The sequence below is a fragment of the Bradyrhizobium sp. Gha genome, assembly GCF_900113735.1.
In the GTDB taxonomy this organism is placed as follows: domain Bacteria; phylum Pseudomonadota; class Alphaproteobacteria; order Rhizobiales; family Xanthobacteraceae; genus Bradyrhizobium.
The window spans coordinates 25,778-40,859 of record NZ_FOQM01000003.1; the positions used below are offsets into that span (position 1 = coordinate 25,778).

At 63.5% G+C, this 15,082-nt stretch carries 12 protein-coding genes; 8 read left to right on the top strand and 4 right to left on the bottom strand.

Features of this window, described 5'->3' with window-relative positions; translation table 11 throughout:
- Window positions 1-14 precede the first annotated feature (14 nt).
- The gene (locus BM222_RS05770) at window positions 15-503 is read left to right on the top strand and encodes a VOC family protein (RefSeq protein WP_092227332.1); all 489 of its coding nucleotides are present in this window, start codon (window positions 15-17) and stop codon (window positions 501-503) included.
- A gap of 139 nt (window positions 504-642) precedes the next feature.
- On the opposite strand, the gene BM222_RS05775 is transcribed toward BM222_RS05770, so the two are convergent.
- Window positions 643-1,815, bottom strand: a complete 1,173-nt coding sequence (locus BM222_RS05775; RefSeq protein WP_177243066.1) for a hypothetical protein — start codon at window positions 1,813-1,815, stop codon at window positions 643-645.
- A 2-nt stretch (window positions 1,816-1,817) separates the two neighbouring features.
- Window positions 1,818-2,516, bottom strand: coding sequence for a FecR family protein (locus tag BM222_RS05780; RefSeq protein ID WP_092227334.1), 699 nt, complete (start codon window positions 2,514-2,516; stop codon window positions 1,818-1,820).
- Window positions 2,517-2,728: 212 nt separating this feature from the next.
- Between BM222_RS05780 and BM222_RS05785 the strand changes: the two genes are divergently transcribed.
- On the top strand, window positions 2,729-3,994 hold the full coding sequence (locus BM222_RS05785; protein ID WP_092227335.1) for a phospholipid carrier-dependent glycosyltransferase: 1,266 nt from the start codon (window positions 2,729-2,731) through the stop codon (window positions 3,992-3,994).
- A 65-nt stretch (window positions 3,995-4,059) separates the two neighbouring features.
- Here BM222_RS05785 and BM222_RS05790 read toward each other — a convergent pair whose 3' ends face one another.
- On the bottom strand, window positions 4,060-4,701 hold the full coding sequence (locus tag BM222_RS05790; protein WP_092227336.1) for an OmpA family protein: 642 nt from the start codon (window positions 4,699-4,701) through the stop codon (window positions 4,060-4,062).
- Window positions 4,702-5,218: 517 nt separating this feature from the next.
- On the opposite strand from BM222_RS05790, the gene BM222_RS05795 reads away from it, so the two are divergent.
- The 3 genes from BM222_RS05795 (at window position 5,219) to BM222_RS05805 (ending at window position 8,614) form a co-directional block, all read left to right on the top strand.
- The gene (locus BM222_RS05795) at window positions 5,219-6,631 is read left to right on the top strand and encodes a caspase family protein (protein WP_177243034.1); all 1,413 of its coding nucleotides are present in this window, start codon (window positions 5,219-5,221) and stop codon (window positions 6,629-6,631) included.
- Between the two features lie 248 nt (window positions 6,632-6,879).
- Window positions 6,880-7,125, top strand: coding sequence for a hypothetical protein (locus BM222_RS05800; protein WP_092227338.1), 246 nt, complete (start codon window positions 6,880-6,882; stop codon window positions 7,123-7,125).
- Between the two features lie 328 nt (window positions 7,126-7,453).
- Window positions 7,454-8,614, top strand: a complete 1,161-nt coding sequence (locus BM222_RS05805) for a winged helix-turn-helix domain-containing protein (protein WP_092227339.1) — start codon at window positions 7,454-7,456, stop codon at window positions 8,612-8,614.
- On the opposite strand, the gene BM222_RS05810 is transcribed toward BM222_RS05805, so the two are convergent.
- Window positions 8,599-9,042: a ribosomal maturation YjgA family protein gene (locus BM222_RS05810; RefSeq protein WP_092227340.1), complete on the bottom strand. Its 444-nt coding sequence runs from the start codon at window positions 9,040-9,042 to the stop codon at window positions 8,599-8,601. The two genes, BM222_RS05805 and BM222_RS05810, sit on opposite strands and share 16 nt — an antisense overlap.
- A gap of 66 nt (window positions 9,043-9,108) precedes the next feature.
- On the opposite strand from BM222_RS05810, the gene BM222_RS05815 reads away from it, so the two are divergent.
- From BM222_RS05815 to BM222_RS05825, 3 genes are all read left to right on the top strand, one after another.
- Window positions 9,109-10,446 (top strand): MFS transporter, encoded by a 1,338-nt coding sequence (locus BM222_RS05815; protein WP_092227341.1) that lies wholly within the window; start codon window positions 9,109-9,111, stop codon window positions 10,444-10,446.
- Window positions 10,447-10,580: 134 nt separating this feature from the next.
- Window positions 10,581-11,687: an efflux RND transporter periplasmic adaptor subunit gene (locus BM222_RS05820; RefSeq protein ID WP_092227342.1), complete on the top strand. Its 1,107-nt coding sequence runs from the start codon at window positions 10,581-10,583 to the stop codon at window positions 11,685-11,687.
- Between the two features lie 225 nt (window positions 11,688-11,912).
- Window positions 11,913-15,050, top strand: a complete 3,138-nt coding sequence (locus BM222_RS05825; protein ID WP_092227343.1) for an efflux RND transporter permease subunit — start codon at window positions 11,913-11,915, stop codon at window positions 15,048-15,050.
- The last annotated feature ends 32 nt before the right edge of the window (window positions 15,051-15,082 follow it).

The following is a 15,082-nucleotide window of genomic DNA, read 5'->3' on the forward strand; positions in this document are numbered from 1 at the left end:
GAGGAGCATTCGCAATGTCCAAGCTCGTGCCTTGCATGTGGTTTAACGGCGATGCCGAGGAGGCCGCGAAGTTCTACGTCTCGCTGGTTCCGGATTCAGGGATCACGCGCGTCCAGCGCAACGTCTCGGACAACCCGTCCGGCAAGGAGGGCTCGGTGCTCGTCGTCGAGTTCACGGTCGCCGGCCAGCCCTTGGTCGCGCTCAACGGCGGGATGAAGGTCGAATATACCCACGCGCTGTCGTTGATGATCCATTGCGACGATCAGGCCCAGGTCGACAGCGTGTGGAGTGCATTCCTGGCCAATGGTGGCAAGGAGCAGCAGTGTGGCTGGATCAGTGACCGCTATGGCGTGTCCTGGCAGGTGGTGCCCAAGGTGATGTTCGAGTTTCTCTCGAGTCCGGACAAGGCCGCCGCCGCCCGCGCGATGCAGGCCATGATGAAGATGGTGAAGCTGGACGTGGATGTTCTGCGCCGTGCGTTCGAGGGCAGGTCGGCGGCGTGACGTCAACCCAGGTGCCGCGGGGTGGGCAACGGCGCGAAAGCGCCGTGGCCACGATCCCTGTTCTATTCAGACAGGTGGCGGACACGCTTGCGCTTTGCCCATCCTGCGAGGCTTGCGCCTGGCGCTTTCGTCAACCACGCTAATAATTGATCCTCAGCCCCACACCGCCATGGATCGTGTTGCCCACTGGCTGAGGGCCGAGCGTGCCGTTGGCAAAGAGGTCCACGACCCAGTCCTTCTGTACGCGGAAGCCGAGACGTCCGCCATATTCGAACCAGCCCTGGCTGCCCATCGTCGGCACCACCGTGCCGTCGCCGGTCACGGTGGCAACGATGCCGCTGTGACTGGCGAATGACTGCACCCAGCCGCCATTGATGTTGGTCTCGATACTGCCGGCGAAGAGATGCGTCCACTGGCCGCCGATCTTGACCAGGCTGGTGCGGTCGGTGCCGTTCGCAATGCTCGCGTCGAACGGGTTGAACGCGACCGCATTGTCCGCGTAGGCCGACACGCGCTGCCAGAGTTGCCAGACCTCGATCGAGGCCGCAATCTCATCGCGTGGTGACAGGCGGCTGATCCAGCCGGCGCGGCCATAGACCGCATAGTTGGAGGCATCGGTCGACCCCGTCACGCTCACCGCGCCGAGGCTGGTGTTGTAGCTGCGGGTGTAGCGCGCCTTCTCCCATGGCGTCAGAATCGTGCCGACGTCGAAGAACGGACGCGATGAACCCCAATCGGTGAAGTCATATCGCAGCGCGAAGGCGCCGATCGGCGCGCTGGTGACGTGGTAGCCGCCCTCGCTGTATTGCGTGTAGGCGAGGCCGGCCAGCAGCGACAGATGGGGCGTCAGCTCCTTGCGGCCGTGGATGCCCGCCGAGAACGAGCCAGCCGAACCGAACGCGCTGACGCAGTCACTGCAATTGACCTGCTCGTTGACGCCAAGCAGCACCGTCCCGAGCACCCGGTTGGTGATCATCTGGTTGAAGCGCTGGTTGGCGAGGCCGTTGACCGAGTTGCCGCTGGAATCGGAGCCGGTCGGCGTCGGGTTCGGCGACGGAGACTGGCTCGGCGACGGAGACGGGCTTGGCGACGGAGACGGGCTTGGCGATGGAGACGGGCTCGGGGAGGGCGATGCGCCTGGCGTCGGGGACGGCGAATATGTCGGTGACGGGGTGGGCGTTGGATGACCGCACTCGGATTCGCAGAAGGTCGCGGCCGTCGCTGGACGGGCCTCGAGCGCGAACAGCGTGAGCGCGGCGGCGGCGCCGAGCGCGCAGGCCAGGGCGAGGCGTTTCAAGCCGGGCTTTGCCATCATCAGCGCCCGCACAGCATGCCGTCGTCATGAACGGCGGGTGTGGTCGGCGAGGCATCGGCGTATTGGTTGACGGCGCAAAGTCCCGCATTGGCGGCGCAGTTGGCGGCAAAGGTCCAGGGCGGCGTGTTGGTCTTGGTGATGGTGACCTTCCCGCCGGTCGAGGTAATGACCGCGGTGTCACCGGGCCGGGTGAGCTGAAAGCACTGGAAGTTCAGGGTGCAGACGCTCGCCGCGCCCTCCTGAAGCACGACGACCGAGCGGCCGCGCTGCGACAGGATGTCGAGCGTGGTGCCGCGAACGCCGATGGTCGCAAGCGGTGTCGTGATCTTGTAGGCGGTCTTCGCCGAATGTCCGGTCACGAAGCGGAAGGCGCCGGTGGCCATGCTGATCGCCACGTCGCGATAGCTGTGCTCGTCATTGAACACGGTGCGGTCGAGTTTCAGCGTCGCGCCCGGCCCGAGCGACAGATTGGTGCTGTCGGCCATGACGAACCGCGCCGCACTCTCCGCGCCGGTGTGCACGGTCTCGTCGCGCAACATGCTGTCGCCGACATTGATCGGTGTCGTACCTGCAGCGACGCGGACCACCTCGTTCTGGACGAGAACGGCTTCGCCGACGCGCGTCTGGGCTTGCGCGCAAGGCGCAGCGCAGAGTGTCGCGGACAGCAGAGTTTGGAAAAGCAGAAAACGCAAATTCATGTCGCAACCGATCGAGGCCCCTGATCGTACTGGATCGCGCGCGCTCGTGTTGTGGCAGAATTATCACAAGCAGCGTGAGACAAGCGCTAGCTTAGTGACAGTTGCGGCAGAATGCGTTCAATGGATCGTCCGAGTGGTTTTTTATTCGCGGTGACGCAGATTTGCCACGTAAAACAGCCCTAGAGCCGTCGCGCAAAGCACATGCGGCTGCGATGACGTCGCGAAGCGCAGTGGTCGCTGTCGCGATCTTCCTAGCTGCGCATCTCGCCCTGCTGGTCGGGCTGACGACGCCGGAAAAATTCGTCTTCGACGAGGTGCATTACGTGCCGGCTGCGCGGCAGATGCTGGGCACCACGGTGTCGGAGCCGATGCTCAATCCGATGCATCCGCCGCTGGCAAAGGAGCTGATCGCTCTCTCGATCTCGGCATTCGGCGACAATGCGCTGGGCTGGCGCTATCCGGCAACGTTGTTCGGCGCGCTTGCGATCGTCGCGATCTATCTCTGCGGCCTCGCCTTGTTCGGGTCGCAGGGACCTGCAATCGCAGCAGCGCTGATCGCGGCGTTCAACCAGATGGTTTACGTGCAAGCGCGCATCGCGATGCTCGACATCTTTGCGCTCGGTCTCGGCCTGCTCGCAATTGCCGCCTTCATGCACGGCTTTCGACGGGAACGTCCGCAGGCTCTGTTCGCGCTCGCCGGCAGCTTGTTCGGTTTTGCGGCGGCCTGCAAATGGAGCGGCCTGTTTCCGCTCGGCGTCTGCATCGTCATCGTGGCGATGATCCGACTCATGCAGGGCTGGCACACGCTGTTTGCCGATGCGAAGCCGAGCGACTGGTACCGGCCCGATCTCTGGCCCGCCTTCAGGGCCCATCATGCCGCCCTCTGTTTTGCGCTGCTGCCGGCCGTAACTTATATCGCTGCCTTCGTTCCGCTCTATGGCCTGTCATGGCCGGATCTGATCGAAGCGCAGCGCCGGATCTTCGCCGACAACACCACCACCGCGATCGCCGGCCATACGTATATGAGCTCGTGGCCGTCCTGGCCGTTGCTGGTGCGGCCGGTGTGGTTCCTGTTCGACAAGACGACGGACGACGACGTCGCGGCGATCGTCTTCCTCGGTAATCCCCTGGTGCTGTGGCCGGCGTTGCCAGCCCTTGTCGTGGTGCTGCGCGACTTCATCGTTGCGCGTCGCTGGGATGCGTTCCTGATTGCGGCATTTTATTTCGGTCCCTGGCTCGCCTGGGCGCTGCTGCCGCGCACGCTCGGCTTCATCTATTATTACATGCCAGCCGCAACCGCGGCCTCGCTCGCGCTGGTCTATGTGCTGCGCAAGGATGGCCTGCCGCACTGGGTGCTGTGGGCCTATGTCGGGATTGCGGCGATCGGCTTTGCGCTCATGCTGCCGATTTCAGCCGCTTTCATCGGCACGTCGATGCAGATGTTCAGCCGGCTGATGTTGTTCCAGAGCTGGATCTGACAGGAGGAAGCCGCCCGCCACTTTCGTGGCAGGCGGCTTGTCGGTTGTTGCCAGGACTTCTCACATCATTTGGACGCCGTCTTGGTATCCATGTTCACGACCTGGACGCGGCGGTTGATCGGGTCGGCGCCGTTGGCGGTGTCCTTCAGCTTGGTCTTGCCGTAGCCGACGGTGACGAGATCGCCGCCGTTGAGACCGTAGTTCTGCACCAGGTACTTCTTGATCGTGTCCGCGCGACGCTCAGAGAGGCCCTGATTGTACTCTTCGGTGCCGATCGCGTCAGTGTGGCCGGCAACCACGAAGGTCGATCCCTTGAGCGACGGATCCGACAGCGCCTTTCCGAGCGCCTGGACCGATGGCAGCGAGGTCTTGGCGATGTCGGCCGAGTTGTAGTCGAACTGGATTTCCAGATCGATGTTGGGTTTGGTCGACGCGAGCTCGGCGATCTGATCGCGCTCGCCCATCGAGAGCGAGCGGGTCTGCCTGTTACGCACGGTATTGAGGAAGGTCGCTTCCTTGGCCTGCGCCGTCGGGTCGGCCTGCGGACCGACCGACAATCCGCGGGTCACCGGCTTCGGCTTCAATGCGTCCAGGATCTGTTTGGTGGAAACATTGGCATCGCCGGCGAAAGCGAGGCCCGCCGTCATCGACAGCGCCGCGGTCAGCGTGATCGCCTTCAGTCCAAAAGACTTATTGAAATGGGTCATTGTCGTATCCTCGGTGTGACGCTTGATGGCGATTTGATGCTCAGAGGTTAGGGAAGGTTCAAAGATCCAGATGTGATGCGGGTCACATTCAGGAAGAGCCGAATTCGGTTCGTATCTTAGCAGCCGAGCCGGCCGGTATACACGGCATTCAGCAGCGGCAGCGGCCTGCCACCGGGGCAGCATGAGGCCTTCGTCCGGAAGTAACTCTGTCTCATTCGACTCGAGAGCAGCGGGCAAATCCTCTGCGTCTTTTCGATCTGGCGTTCCGCGGCTCGCTGGACTTCGTGCCGGTGCGGGTACAATCTCCCTGCCATTGCTGGTCACCGCGGTTATTGCCCGTTGCGTCAGCTGACCGAAAAGTAGCCGTCGCGGTGTCTTGCAGCTCGGTTCGAGCAGTAGAAATCCCCGGGCGATCCAGATCACAGTGCGTCGTTGTGAACTGGATCAGATTGCTCTCATCGGATCGCTCTAGGTGATCCGAGAGCATCGAAGAAGCTTGGATCAGGGGAGAATGATCATGCGCTTCTTGATCGCAGCAATTTCAATCGCAGCATTTCTCATCAGCGAGAACGCAGCCATGGCCGACAAGCGCGTCGCCTTCGTGGTCGGCAACGCCGCTTACAAGAATGTCCCGCAGCTCCCCAACCCGGCGATCGATTCCAAGGCGATGGCCAGGGTGCTGCGCAACGTCGGCTTCGATGTCGTCGAGGGCTCCAACCTCACCCGCGACGCCATGACTGCAAAGCTCTTGGAGTTTGGCAAGAAGAGCGAAGGCGCCGATGTCGCCGTCTTTTTCTATGCCGGCCACGGCATTGCCGTGAATGGTATCAACTATCTGCTGCCTATTGATGCCGACCTCAAATCCGAGATGGACGTCAAGCTCGGTGCTGCGATCAATGTCGACATCACGCTCGATCAGACCATGGCGGATGCGAAGGTGAAGCTCGTATTCCTGGACGCCTGCCGTGATAACCCGTTCGCGGCAAAGATCCGGTCGGCCAAGGCCACCCGCTCCGTCAATGTGCAGACCGGCCTCGCCGAGATGAAGTCGGGCGAGGGCACGCTGATTGCCTTTGCCACCGGCCCCGGCCAGACCGCGCTCGACGGCGAGGCCGGCACCAACAGCCCGTTCACCCGCGCCCTCGTCGCCAACATTGCCCAGCCGGGAGTCGAGATCCAAGAGGCCATGACCAAGGTTCGTGCCCAGGTCAGTGACGAGACCAGCAAGGGCCAATTGCCCTGGGGACACACCAACCTCACCGGCAACGTCTACCTCAATCCGGTTGCCGCGTCGGCTGCGGCTACGATCGACCCGTCGAACGCGCCCGTGTCGGCCGCGACCAGGCAAGGCTCCGACATCGAGCTCGAGTTCTGGCGCTCGATCAAGGACACCAACAAGGTGGAAGAGCTCAACGCCTATCTCACGAACTATCCGAACGGCACGTTCAAATCGATCGCGCTCGCCCGCATTGCGGCGCTGCAGGATGGACCGTCCAACACCACCCGCAACCTGTCGGCCGGGATCGATCCCGCGACTTTCACCGAAGAGGCCAACCAGATCTCCGAAGACCAGATCGGTCTCGACAGGGGACAGCGCCGGGACGTGCAGCGTCGCCTCACCGCGCTCGGCTTCGACGTCAAGGCGACCGGGAAGTTCGACGACGACACCCGTTCCGTGATGAAGCGATGGCAGGCGGCACGTGGCTATCCTGCCACCGGTTACCTCAACAAGCTCCAGCACAAGGCTCTGCTGTCGGAGATCGTTTCGACGCGCGCGGCCTCCTCCGAGCAGGCAGGCGATGAGCCGGCGCGTCGCCGCTCTTCCGGCGGTGGTGGCCGGCGCCATCATAGTAGTGGCGGCGGTGCCCCGACGGCTGGCCCGGGCGCTCTGTTTGGCGGCATGATGGGCGGATTGTTCGGCCGCCGCTGAGGCAAAGAGCGACGGGGGAGGCGGCTCGATCCGGGCCGCCTTCGCTGTTGGAAACCTGCGCTCCGTCTTCGTCGCAAAGCCGTCGCATGAGGGCCTGTCTGCGAACAAGTTTTTGGCCAGATGCGCGCCTAGCAAACGCCTTCATCCGACAATCGCACAGAGGAGCCGAGTTCCAACCCGTGCCGCGGCCAAGTGACTATCAATTCCATCGCAGTGGCCCGCCGGATCGGACCGTGTCTCTGAATGCCATGCCCATCTACATCGGCGCGGCGATGATTGCGGTCGCGATCCTGCTCTCCACGCTGATCACGGGAGTGACCTCGCGGTATACCGGCCTCCAAGCTCCGACCGACGAGACGGTGTGGCTGGTCGACCGCCTCACTGGCAGCGTCTATCGCTGCGAGGCGGGAGGGCGCGGCAGGGCCTCCTGCGAGCCCGATATCGCCACAGGCAGCCTCGGCGACCGGCCCAAGGTGCCGAAGGACGACCGCTGAGGCCGTCTCGCTTTGCGCTGCAGCAAGAACATTGTCTTCTCCACGAAACGTTCCCCGCTAGAGAATACGTCATTGCGAAGGCCGGCATGACGCCGGTTTCGTTTTGCTTAAGGAGACTTTTCGATGAAGCTTGCTCACCGCCGCAGCTTTTGTCGCGTTTGCCTTTTCTCCCGCGTCCGCCGCGATGATGGCGTGCACCAGCGATAATCTGATGAAGTCGACGGCCGCGATGTCCGGTCCCGCCGACAACAGATGACGGCGCGGCCTTTATTTTCGGTCGATCTGCCGCTTCTTCTCCCGGCGCGAATCCCGCTACATTGCCATTGCAATGTCCCGCCCGCCAAAACCCCTCCCGCTCCCGACGAGACAGGCCCGGCAGATCTGGCTGCGCGCCCAGCGGCTCGACACGCGCGAACCGTTCGGGGAGGGGCCTCAGGCCGTCGCGGAGGCGATCGGCCATCTGGGCTACGTGCAGATCGACACCATCAACGTGATCGAGCGCTGCCATCATCACATCCTCTTCAGCCGCATTCCGTCCTACCGCCGCGCCGACCTCAGTCATGCCCAAAGCGTCGACAAAAGCGTGTTCGAATACTGGACTCATGCGCTCTCCTACGTTCCGTCAGATGATTTTCGTTTCTTCCTGCCAACGATGCGCAAGCACGGGCGCGAGGGGCACAAATGGTATGCCTCGGTGACGCCGGCCGATACGCGCAAGGTGATGCGGCTATTGCGCGCCGGTTCGCTGACCATCCGCGACATCGAAGACGACGTGCTCACCGAGAAGGAGCATCTGTGGCAGAGCCGCAAGCCGTCAAAGCGCGCGCTTCAGCTTGCCTTCTATACCGGTGTCGCGACCATTAGCGCGCGCCAGGGCATGCTCAAGACCTATGATCTGATGACGCGCCATTTTGGCTGGGACAAGCTGCCGAAACCCGCTTCGGCGAAAGAGATCACGTCGTATCTGCTTGACCGCGCGTTGCGCTCGCAAGGCGTGGTCAGCCTCGATTCGATCTGCTATCTCGATGCGCCCAGCAAGAAGGCCGTCGCCGGCCTGATCGCCTCGCGCGTCCGCCGCGGCGAGCTCCTTCCTGTTGCGGTCGAGGGCGCGGGAAAGCAGGAGCATTGGGCGACGCCCGAGGCGCTGCAGCCGCATGAATTGTCGCCTGATCTCGTCCATATCCTCTCGCCGTTCGATCCGCTGATCATCCAGCGCAAGCGCACCAATCTCATTTTCGGTTACAATCATCTGTTCGAAGCCTATGTGCCGAAGGCCAAGCGCAAGCTCGGCTATTTCGCGCTGCCCGTGCTGGTCGGCGACGAGATCGTCGCCGCGCTCGACCTCAAGACCGACCGGCAGGCCAGGAAGCTCTTGATGCAGAAATGGACCTGGCTCGGACAGGGCAGGAAGGCCGCGGGGCGCAAGGAGCTGAAGCGGAAAATCGAGGAAGAACTCGATCGGTTCGAGCGGTTTCAGTTGGCGGAATGACCGGAGACTGGCCTCGTCACGGCGAGCCGGTCAATCCACACCCCGACCCCAATCCCGACGGCATAAGCCGCCAAATTCCACAGCGAGAAGATGCGGCCGAGCAGCAAGGCGCCGGCGGTGGTGAGGCGGAACGCATCGAGCCATGGCGTATGCACCAGCCGGGAAAACTCGACCACCACCGCGACCGCCATCGCGATCACCGCGAGCTGGCTCCGGGTCAGCCGCGGCAGCAACAGCCCGACCAGCAAAAACACCATCGTCGCCCATAAGAGCGAGCCGCCATACTTCACCAAGAAGGCGGGAAGGCCGAGCGGAAAGCCGTACCAGCGGAGAGACAGCCCGCAGGCAATCACGACCAGCGCCAGGGCGAGGCGGATCAGCGATATCTGCCGCAGCGCAAGGGTGTTGACTGGCTGCTTTGCTTGCATTGACTCTTTGCCCGTGATGCTCAAAACCGCCTTTAGCTCACAAAAGCAACAATACGGGGGGACGCCATGAGCCAGACCACAGCCTATACCGGTTCCACGGGAGCCAGGAATACCAACAGGTCGGACATCGAGACCTCGACCATCCGTGCCATCTCCTGGCGCCTGATCCCGTTCCTGGTGCTGGCCTACTTCTTCTCCTATCTCGACCGCGTCAATCTCGGCTTCGCCGCGCTGACCATGAATGCGGAGCTGAAGTTCACGCCGCTGATCTTCTCCTGGGGCGCCGGCATCTTCTTCATCGGCTATTTCATCTTCGAGGTGCCGAGCAACCTCGCGCTGGAAAAGTTCGGTGCGAGCCGCTGGATCGCGCGCATCATGGTGACCTGGGGCATCATCTCGGCCCTGATGGCGCTCACGAGCGGCGTCACCAGCTTCTACGTTCTGCGCTTCCTGCTCGGCGTGGCCGAGGCCGGCTTCTTCCCCGGCATCATCCTCTATCTCACCTATTGGTATCCGGCCGAATATCGCGCCCGGTTCCTCGCGGCCTTCGCGATCGCCGTGCCGGTTTCGACCGTGATCGGTGCGCCGATCTCGGGCCTGCTGCTCGGCCTCGACGGCGCGTTGGGGCTGAAGGGCTGGCAGTGGCTGTTCATCCTCGAGGGCATTCCTTCCGTGCTGCTCGGCATCGTCACCTGGTTCTACCTCACCGACAGGCCGGAGAAGGCGGACTGGCTCTCGGCCGAGCAGAAGGCGTGGCTCAAGGCTCGGCTCGATTCCGAGATTGCCGCCAAGCAGGCGGTCAAGCATCTGTCCCTCGGCGAAGCGCTGTCCTCGCCGAAGGTGATCATGCTGAGCCTGGTCTATTTCGGCTTCGTGGGCGCGCTCTATGGCATGCAGTTCTGGTTGCCGCAGATCGTCAAGGCGTTCGGCCTTACCAACGCCCAGACCGGGTTCGTCACCGCGATTCCGTATCTGTTCGGCACCATCGCGATGATCCTGTGGGCGCGGCATTCGGACGCGACGCGCGAGCGCGTGATGCATGTCGGCGCGCCGCTGCTGCTGACCGCCGTCGCGCTCGCCGTCTCCAGCTACCTCACCGATCCCACGATGACGATGGTGGTGCTGACCTTCGCAGCGATCGGCGTGTTCTGCTGCTTCGGTGTGTTCTGGACGCTGCCGACGGCCTGGCTCTCCGGCACCGCTGCTGCCGGCGCCATCGCGCTGATCAACTCGGTCGGCAACCTCGCAGGCTTCGGCGGCCCGTATTTGATCGGCTGGGTCAAGGAAGCGACGGGGCAGACCTCGTCCGGCTTGCTGGTGCTCGCGGTGCTGCCCCTGATCGCCGGCATCCTGGTCTTCATCGGCGGCCACGAGAGCAAGCACGAGTTCGCCGAACGCCAGTAGCAACCATTGCAGCAACGGGCAGAGGTCCCTTTAGCGATCACGCTTTCCTGATGACTGACGATTATTGACTTTCGTCAGTGATTAGTCGACATTCCTCTCATTGCAGACGGTTGCAGACGCAGGAGTGTCGTCCGATGTTCGTTCGGTCCGTTTTGTCCAGCTATTCCAGGCTCTTGGCGGGTGTCTCGCTGGCCCTGATGGCCGCTGCGCTGGCCGGGTGCAATGACACCGTCGCCGAAAAGGCCGAGCCACCGCGGCCGGTTCTGGTGGCAACAGCCCATTTTGATGCCGAGACCCCGGAGCGCAGCTTCGTCGGCACGATCAGGCCCCGGATCGAGAGCGATCTTGGTTTCCGCGTCGCCGGCAAGGTCGACAAGCGACTGGTCGAGGTCGGACAGACCGTCGAAGTCGGTCAGGCCCTCGCCACCCTCGACGAGGTCGACCTGAAGCTCCAGGCCGAGCAGGCCGTCGCCGAACAGACCGCCGCTACCGGCGTGCTGGCCCAGGCCGCCGCCGCCGAGCAGCGCGCCAAGGAACTGAAGGCCAAGGGCTGGACCACGGATGCCGCCATGGATTCGAGCCGCGCCGCCGCCGACGAGGCCCGCGCGCGCCTCGACCGCGCCATCCGTTCGGTCGAGCTGACCAAGAATTCTCTTTCCTACGCGACGCTCAACGCCGACGCCCGTGGCGTCGTCACGGCAACGCTGATCGAGCCCGGCCAGGTGGTCGCCGCAGGCCAGGCTTCGATCCGTGTCGCCCGCTTTGCTGAAAAGGAAGCGGTCGTCGCGATCCCTGAGACGCTGGTTGGACGCGCCAAATCGGGCGTCGCCAGCGTCACTCTTTGGTCGGAGCCGGACAAGAAATATACGGCCAAGCTGCGCGAGATCGCGCCCACGGCCGATCCGGCGACGCGCACTTATCTCGCGAAGTTTTCGCTGCCTGAAGCCGACGACAGGGTTTCGCTCGGCATGACCGCGACGTTGACGTTGTCGGACGCCGCCACCGAACGTGTCGCGCGGCTGCCGCTGTCGGCGCTGTTCAACGAAGGCGGCAAGCCGTCCTTCTACGTCGTCGACGACAATGGTGCGGTCACGCTGAAGCCGGTTGCGGTGAAGGCTTACGACAGCAACGACGTCGTCATCACCGGCGGCGTGGACGAGGGCGCCAAGATCGTCGCTCTCGGCGTCCAGAAGCTCGATCCCGGCCAGAAGGTGCGGGTCGTGTCGTCACTGTCTTTTTGATCCCGTCATTCCCGGGTCTGGTCCTTCGGACCATCCCGGAATGACGAGAGAGTAAGTTACGTTGTTGCAAGGCGAGTTTCGGCCCCACGCGCAAATGCAAGGGCTGAAGCGGCGAAGCGATCCAGAACCTGCCCAGCCCCCTGGATTGCTTCGCTGCCTCGCGACGACGCCTTGAACAGAGCGGCTGTCGTTTGTGGCAATTGGATCGACTTTTCGGAGAGAGCGATGAAGCGCTTCAACCTTTCGGCCTGGGCCGTCAGCCATCCGACGCTGGTTCTGTTCCTGATGCTGGTGCTCGGCGTCGCCGGCTTCTTCTCCTATCAGAAGCTCGGCCGCGCCGAAGATCCGTTCTTCACGGTGAAGGTGGTCAACGTCTCGGTGATGTGGCCGGGCGCGACCGCGCAGGAAATCCAGACCCAGGTCGCCGATCCCATCGAGAAGAAGATCCAGGAGCTGCCCTACTTCGAGAAGGTGCAGACCTATTCCAAGCCCGGCTTCACCGCGCTCCAGGTGACCTTCCGCGATTCCACGCCGCCGAAGGACGTGCCCTACCTTTTCTATCTGCTGCGCAAGAAGCTGGTCGACGTGCAGGGTCAGCTGCCCGCCGGAATCCTGGGACCCGTCGTCAATGACGAGTTCTCGGACGTGGACTCCATCCTCTACATGATGACCGGCGACGGCGCTGATTACGCCCAGCTCAAGAAGGTCTCCGAAGGCTTCCGTCAGCGCCTGCTCAAGGTGCCTGGCGTGACCAAGGTCGACGTCTACGGCAACCAGGATGAGCGCATCTACGTCGAGTTCAGCCACGCCAAGCTCGCGACGCTGGGCATCACGCCACAGGCCCTGTTCGATTCGCTCGCCAAGCAGAACAACGTCACGCCGGCCGGCACGGTCGAAACCTCGTCGCAGCGTGTGCCGCTGCGCGTCACCGGCGCGCTCGACGGTGCCAAGGCCGTGGCCGAGACCCCGGTCGAGAGCAACGGCCGCGTGTTCCGCCTCGGCGACATCGCCACCGTCACCCACGGCTATGTCGATCCGCCGAGCTTCATCGTTCGCCAGGAAGGCAAGCCCGCCATCGGCATCGGCATCGTCACCGCCAAGGGCGCCAACATCCTCGAGCTCGGCAAGGAGGTCGAGAAGGCGACGGCCGAGTTCATGAAGGCGGTGCCGCAGGGCGTCGACGTCAGCCTGATCGCGGATCAGCCCAAGGTGGTCGAGCACGCCGTCGGCGAGTTCGTGCACTCCTTCATGGAAGCGCTCGTCATCGTGCTGTTCGTGTCGTTCCTGGCGCTCGGCTGGCGCACCGGCATCGTGGTCGCGATGTCGGTGCCGCTCGTGCTCGGCATCGTCTTCATCGTCATGAACGTGATGTCGCTCGACCTGCACCGCATCACCCTCGGCGCGCTGATCATCGCGCTCGGTCTCCTGGTGGACGATGCCATCATCGCGGTCGAGATGATGGTGGTGAAGATGGAGCAGGGCTGGGACCGCATGCGCGCGGCGTCCTTTGCCTGGGAATCGACTGCGTTTCCGATGCTCACGGGAACGCTGGTTACGGCCGCTGGCTTCCTCCCCATCGGCTTTGCCAATTCCGCGGTCGGCGAATATGCCGGCAGCATCTTCTGGATCGTGGCGATCGCGCTGGTCGCCTCCTGGTTCGTGGCGGTGATCTTCACGCCTTATATCGGCGTCAAGTTGTTGCCGGAGATCAAGCTTCACCACAATCATGATCCGCATGCGGTCTATGAGACCCGCATGTACCGCGGTTTGCGCGCCATCGTGCAATGGTGCGTCAATCATCGCATCACGGTGGTGGTCGCGACTGTGGGTGTCTTCGTCGCTTCCGTCGTCGGCTTCGGCCATGTGCAGCAGCAGTTCTTCCCGCTGTCCGAGCGGCCCGAACTGTTCCTGCAGCTGCGCCTGCCCGAAGGCACCGCCTTCAACGTCACCGAGAAGGCCGTGAAGAAGGCCGAGACGTTGCTCAAGGACGACAAGGACATCGAGACCTATACCGCCTATGTCGGCCAGGGTTCGCCGCGCTTCTGGCTCGGCCTCAACCCGCAGCTTCCGAACGAGGCCTTTGCCGAGATCGTCATCGTCGCCAAGGGCGTCGAGGCGCGCGAGCGGGTCAAGGCCAAGATCGAGGGCGCAGTTGCCGACGGCATGCTGACCGAGGCGCGCGTCCGCGTCGACCGCTTCAATTTCGGCCCGCCCGTCGGCTTCCCCGTGCAGTTCCGCGTGATCGGCCCCGATGCCAACAAGGTGCGCGAGATCGCCTACCAGGTTCGCGACGTCATGCGGCAGAACAAGAACGTCAAGGACGTCCAGCTCGACTGGAACGAGCAGTCGCCTTACCTCAAGCTGGTCGTCGACCAGGATCGCGCCCGCGCCATGGGTCTGACTCCGCAGGACGTGTCGCAGGCACTGTCGATGCTGATCTCGGGGGCACAGGTCACGACCGTGCGCGACGGCATCGAGAAGGTCGGCGTGGTCGCCCGCGCGATTCCGTCCGAACGTCTCGATCTCGGCGGCGTCGGCGATCTCACCATCACCTCGAAGAATGGCGTGGCGGTGCCGCTGCAGCAGATCGCCAGGATCGAATATTCCCACGAGGAGCCGATCCTGTGGCGGCGCAACCGCGACATGGCGATCACCGTGCGCTCCGACGTCGTCGACGGCGTGCAGGCGCCCGACGTCACTGGCCAGATCGCGCCGAAGCTGAAGCAGATTCAGGATCATCTCGAGCCGGCCTACCGCATCGAGGCGGGCGGTGCGTTCGAAGAATCTGCCAAGGGCAACGCTTCGATCTTCATCCTCTTCCCTGTCATGGTCATGGTGATGCTGACGCTGCTGATGATCCAGCTGCAAAGCTTCTCGCGCCTGTTCCTGGTGTTCCTGACCGCGCCGCTCGGCATCGTCGGCGCGTCCCTCGGCCTAAACGTCGCCAACGCCCCGTTCGGCTTCGTGGCGCTGCTGGGCCTGATCGCGCTCGCCGGCATGATCATGCGCAACACGGTCATTTTGGTCGACCAGATCGAGACCGACGTCTCGCATGGCCTGACCCGGCGTGAGGCGATCGTCGAGGCAACCGTCCGCCGCGCCCGTCCGGTGGTGCTGACGGCGCTCGCCGCCATCCTCGCCATGATCCCGCTGTCGCGTTCGGCGTTCTGGGGCCCCATGGCGATCACGATCATGGGCGGCCTGTTCGTCGCGACCTTCCTGACGCTGCTGTACCTGCCGGGTCTCTATGCCCTGTGGTTCAGGAAGAGCCTCGACGAGGCCGGTACGCCGGAACAGCCTGCCGCGCCGCAGCATGGGAGCGATGACGAGCACGCAATTCCGCTTGCTGAAGCGGCTGAATAAATGAGAAAACTGGCGATGGACGAGTCCTGACG

Bases quoted from the DNA above. Each gene is read 5' to 3' on its own strand.
- BM222_RS05825 (WP_092227343.1), top strand. From the start codon at position 11,913: ATGAAGCGCTTCAACCTTTCGGCCTGGGCCGTCAGCCATCCGACGCTG.
- BM222_RS05785 (WP_092227335.1), top strand. From the start codon at position 2,729: ATGACGTCGCGAAGCGCAGTGGTCGCTGTCGCGATCTTCCTAGCTGCG.
- BM222_RS05775 (WP_177243066.1), bottom strand. From the start codon at position 1,815: ATGGCAAAGCCCGGCTTGAAACGCCTCGCCCTGGCCTGCGCGCTCGGC.
- BM222_RS05770 (WP_092227332.1), top strand. From the start codon at position 15: ATGTCCAAGCTCGTGCCTTGCATGTGGTTTAACGGCGATGCCGAGGAG.
- BM222_RS05805 (WP_092227339.1), top strand. From the start codon at position 7,454: ATGTCCCGCCCGCCAAAACCCCTCCCGCTCCCGACGAGACAGGCCCGG.
- BM222_RS05780 (WP_092227334.1), bottom strand. From the start codon at position 2,516: ATGAATTTGCGTTTTCTGCTTTTCCAAACTCTGCTGTCCGCGACACTC.
- BM222_RS05810 (WP_092227340.1), bottom strand. From the start codon at position 9,042: ATGCAAGCAAAGCAGCCAGTCAACACCCTTGCGCTGCGGCAGATATCG.
- BM222_RS05815 (WP_092227341.1), top strand. From the start codon at position 9,109: ATGAGCCAGACCACAGCCTATACCGGTTCCACGGGAGCCAGGAATACC.
- BM222_RS05820 (WP_092227342.1), top strand. From the start codon at position 10,581: ATGTTCGTTCGGTCCGTTTTGTCCAGCTATTCCAGGCTCTTGGCGGGT.
- BM222_RS05790 (WP_092227336.1), bottom strand. From the start codon at position 4,701: ATGACCCATTTCAATAAGTCTTTTGGACTGAAGGCGATCACGCTGACC.
- BM222_RS05795 (WP_177243034.1), top strand. From the start codon at position 5,219: ATGCGCTTCTTGATCGCAGCAATTTCAATCGCAGCATTTCTCATCAGC.
- BM222_RS05800 (WP_092227338.1), top strand. From the start codon at position 6,880: ATGCCCATCTACATCGGCGCGGCGATGATTGCGGTCGCGATCCTGCTC.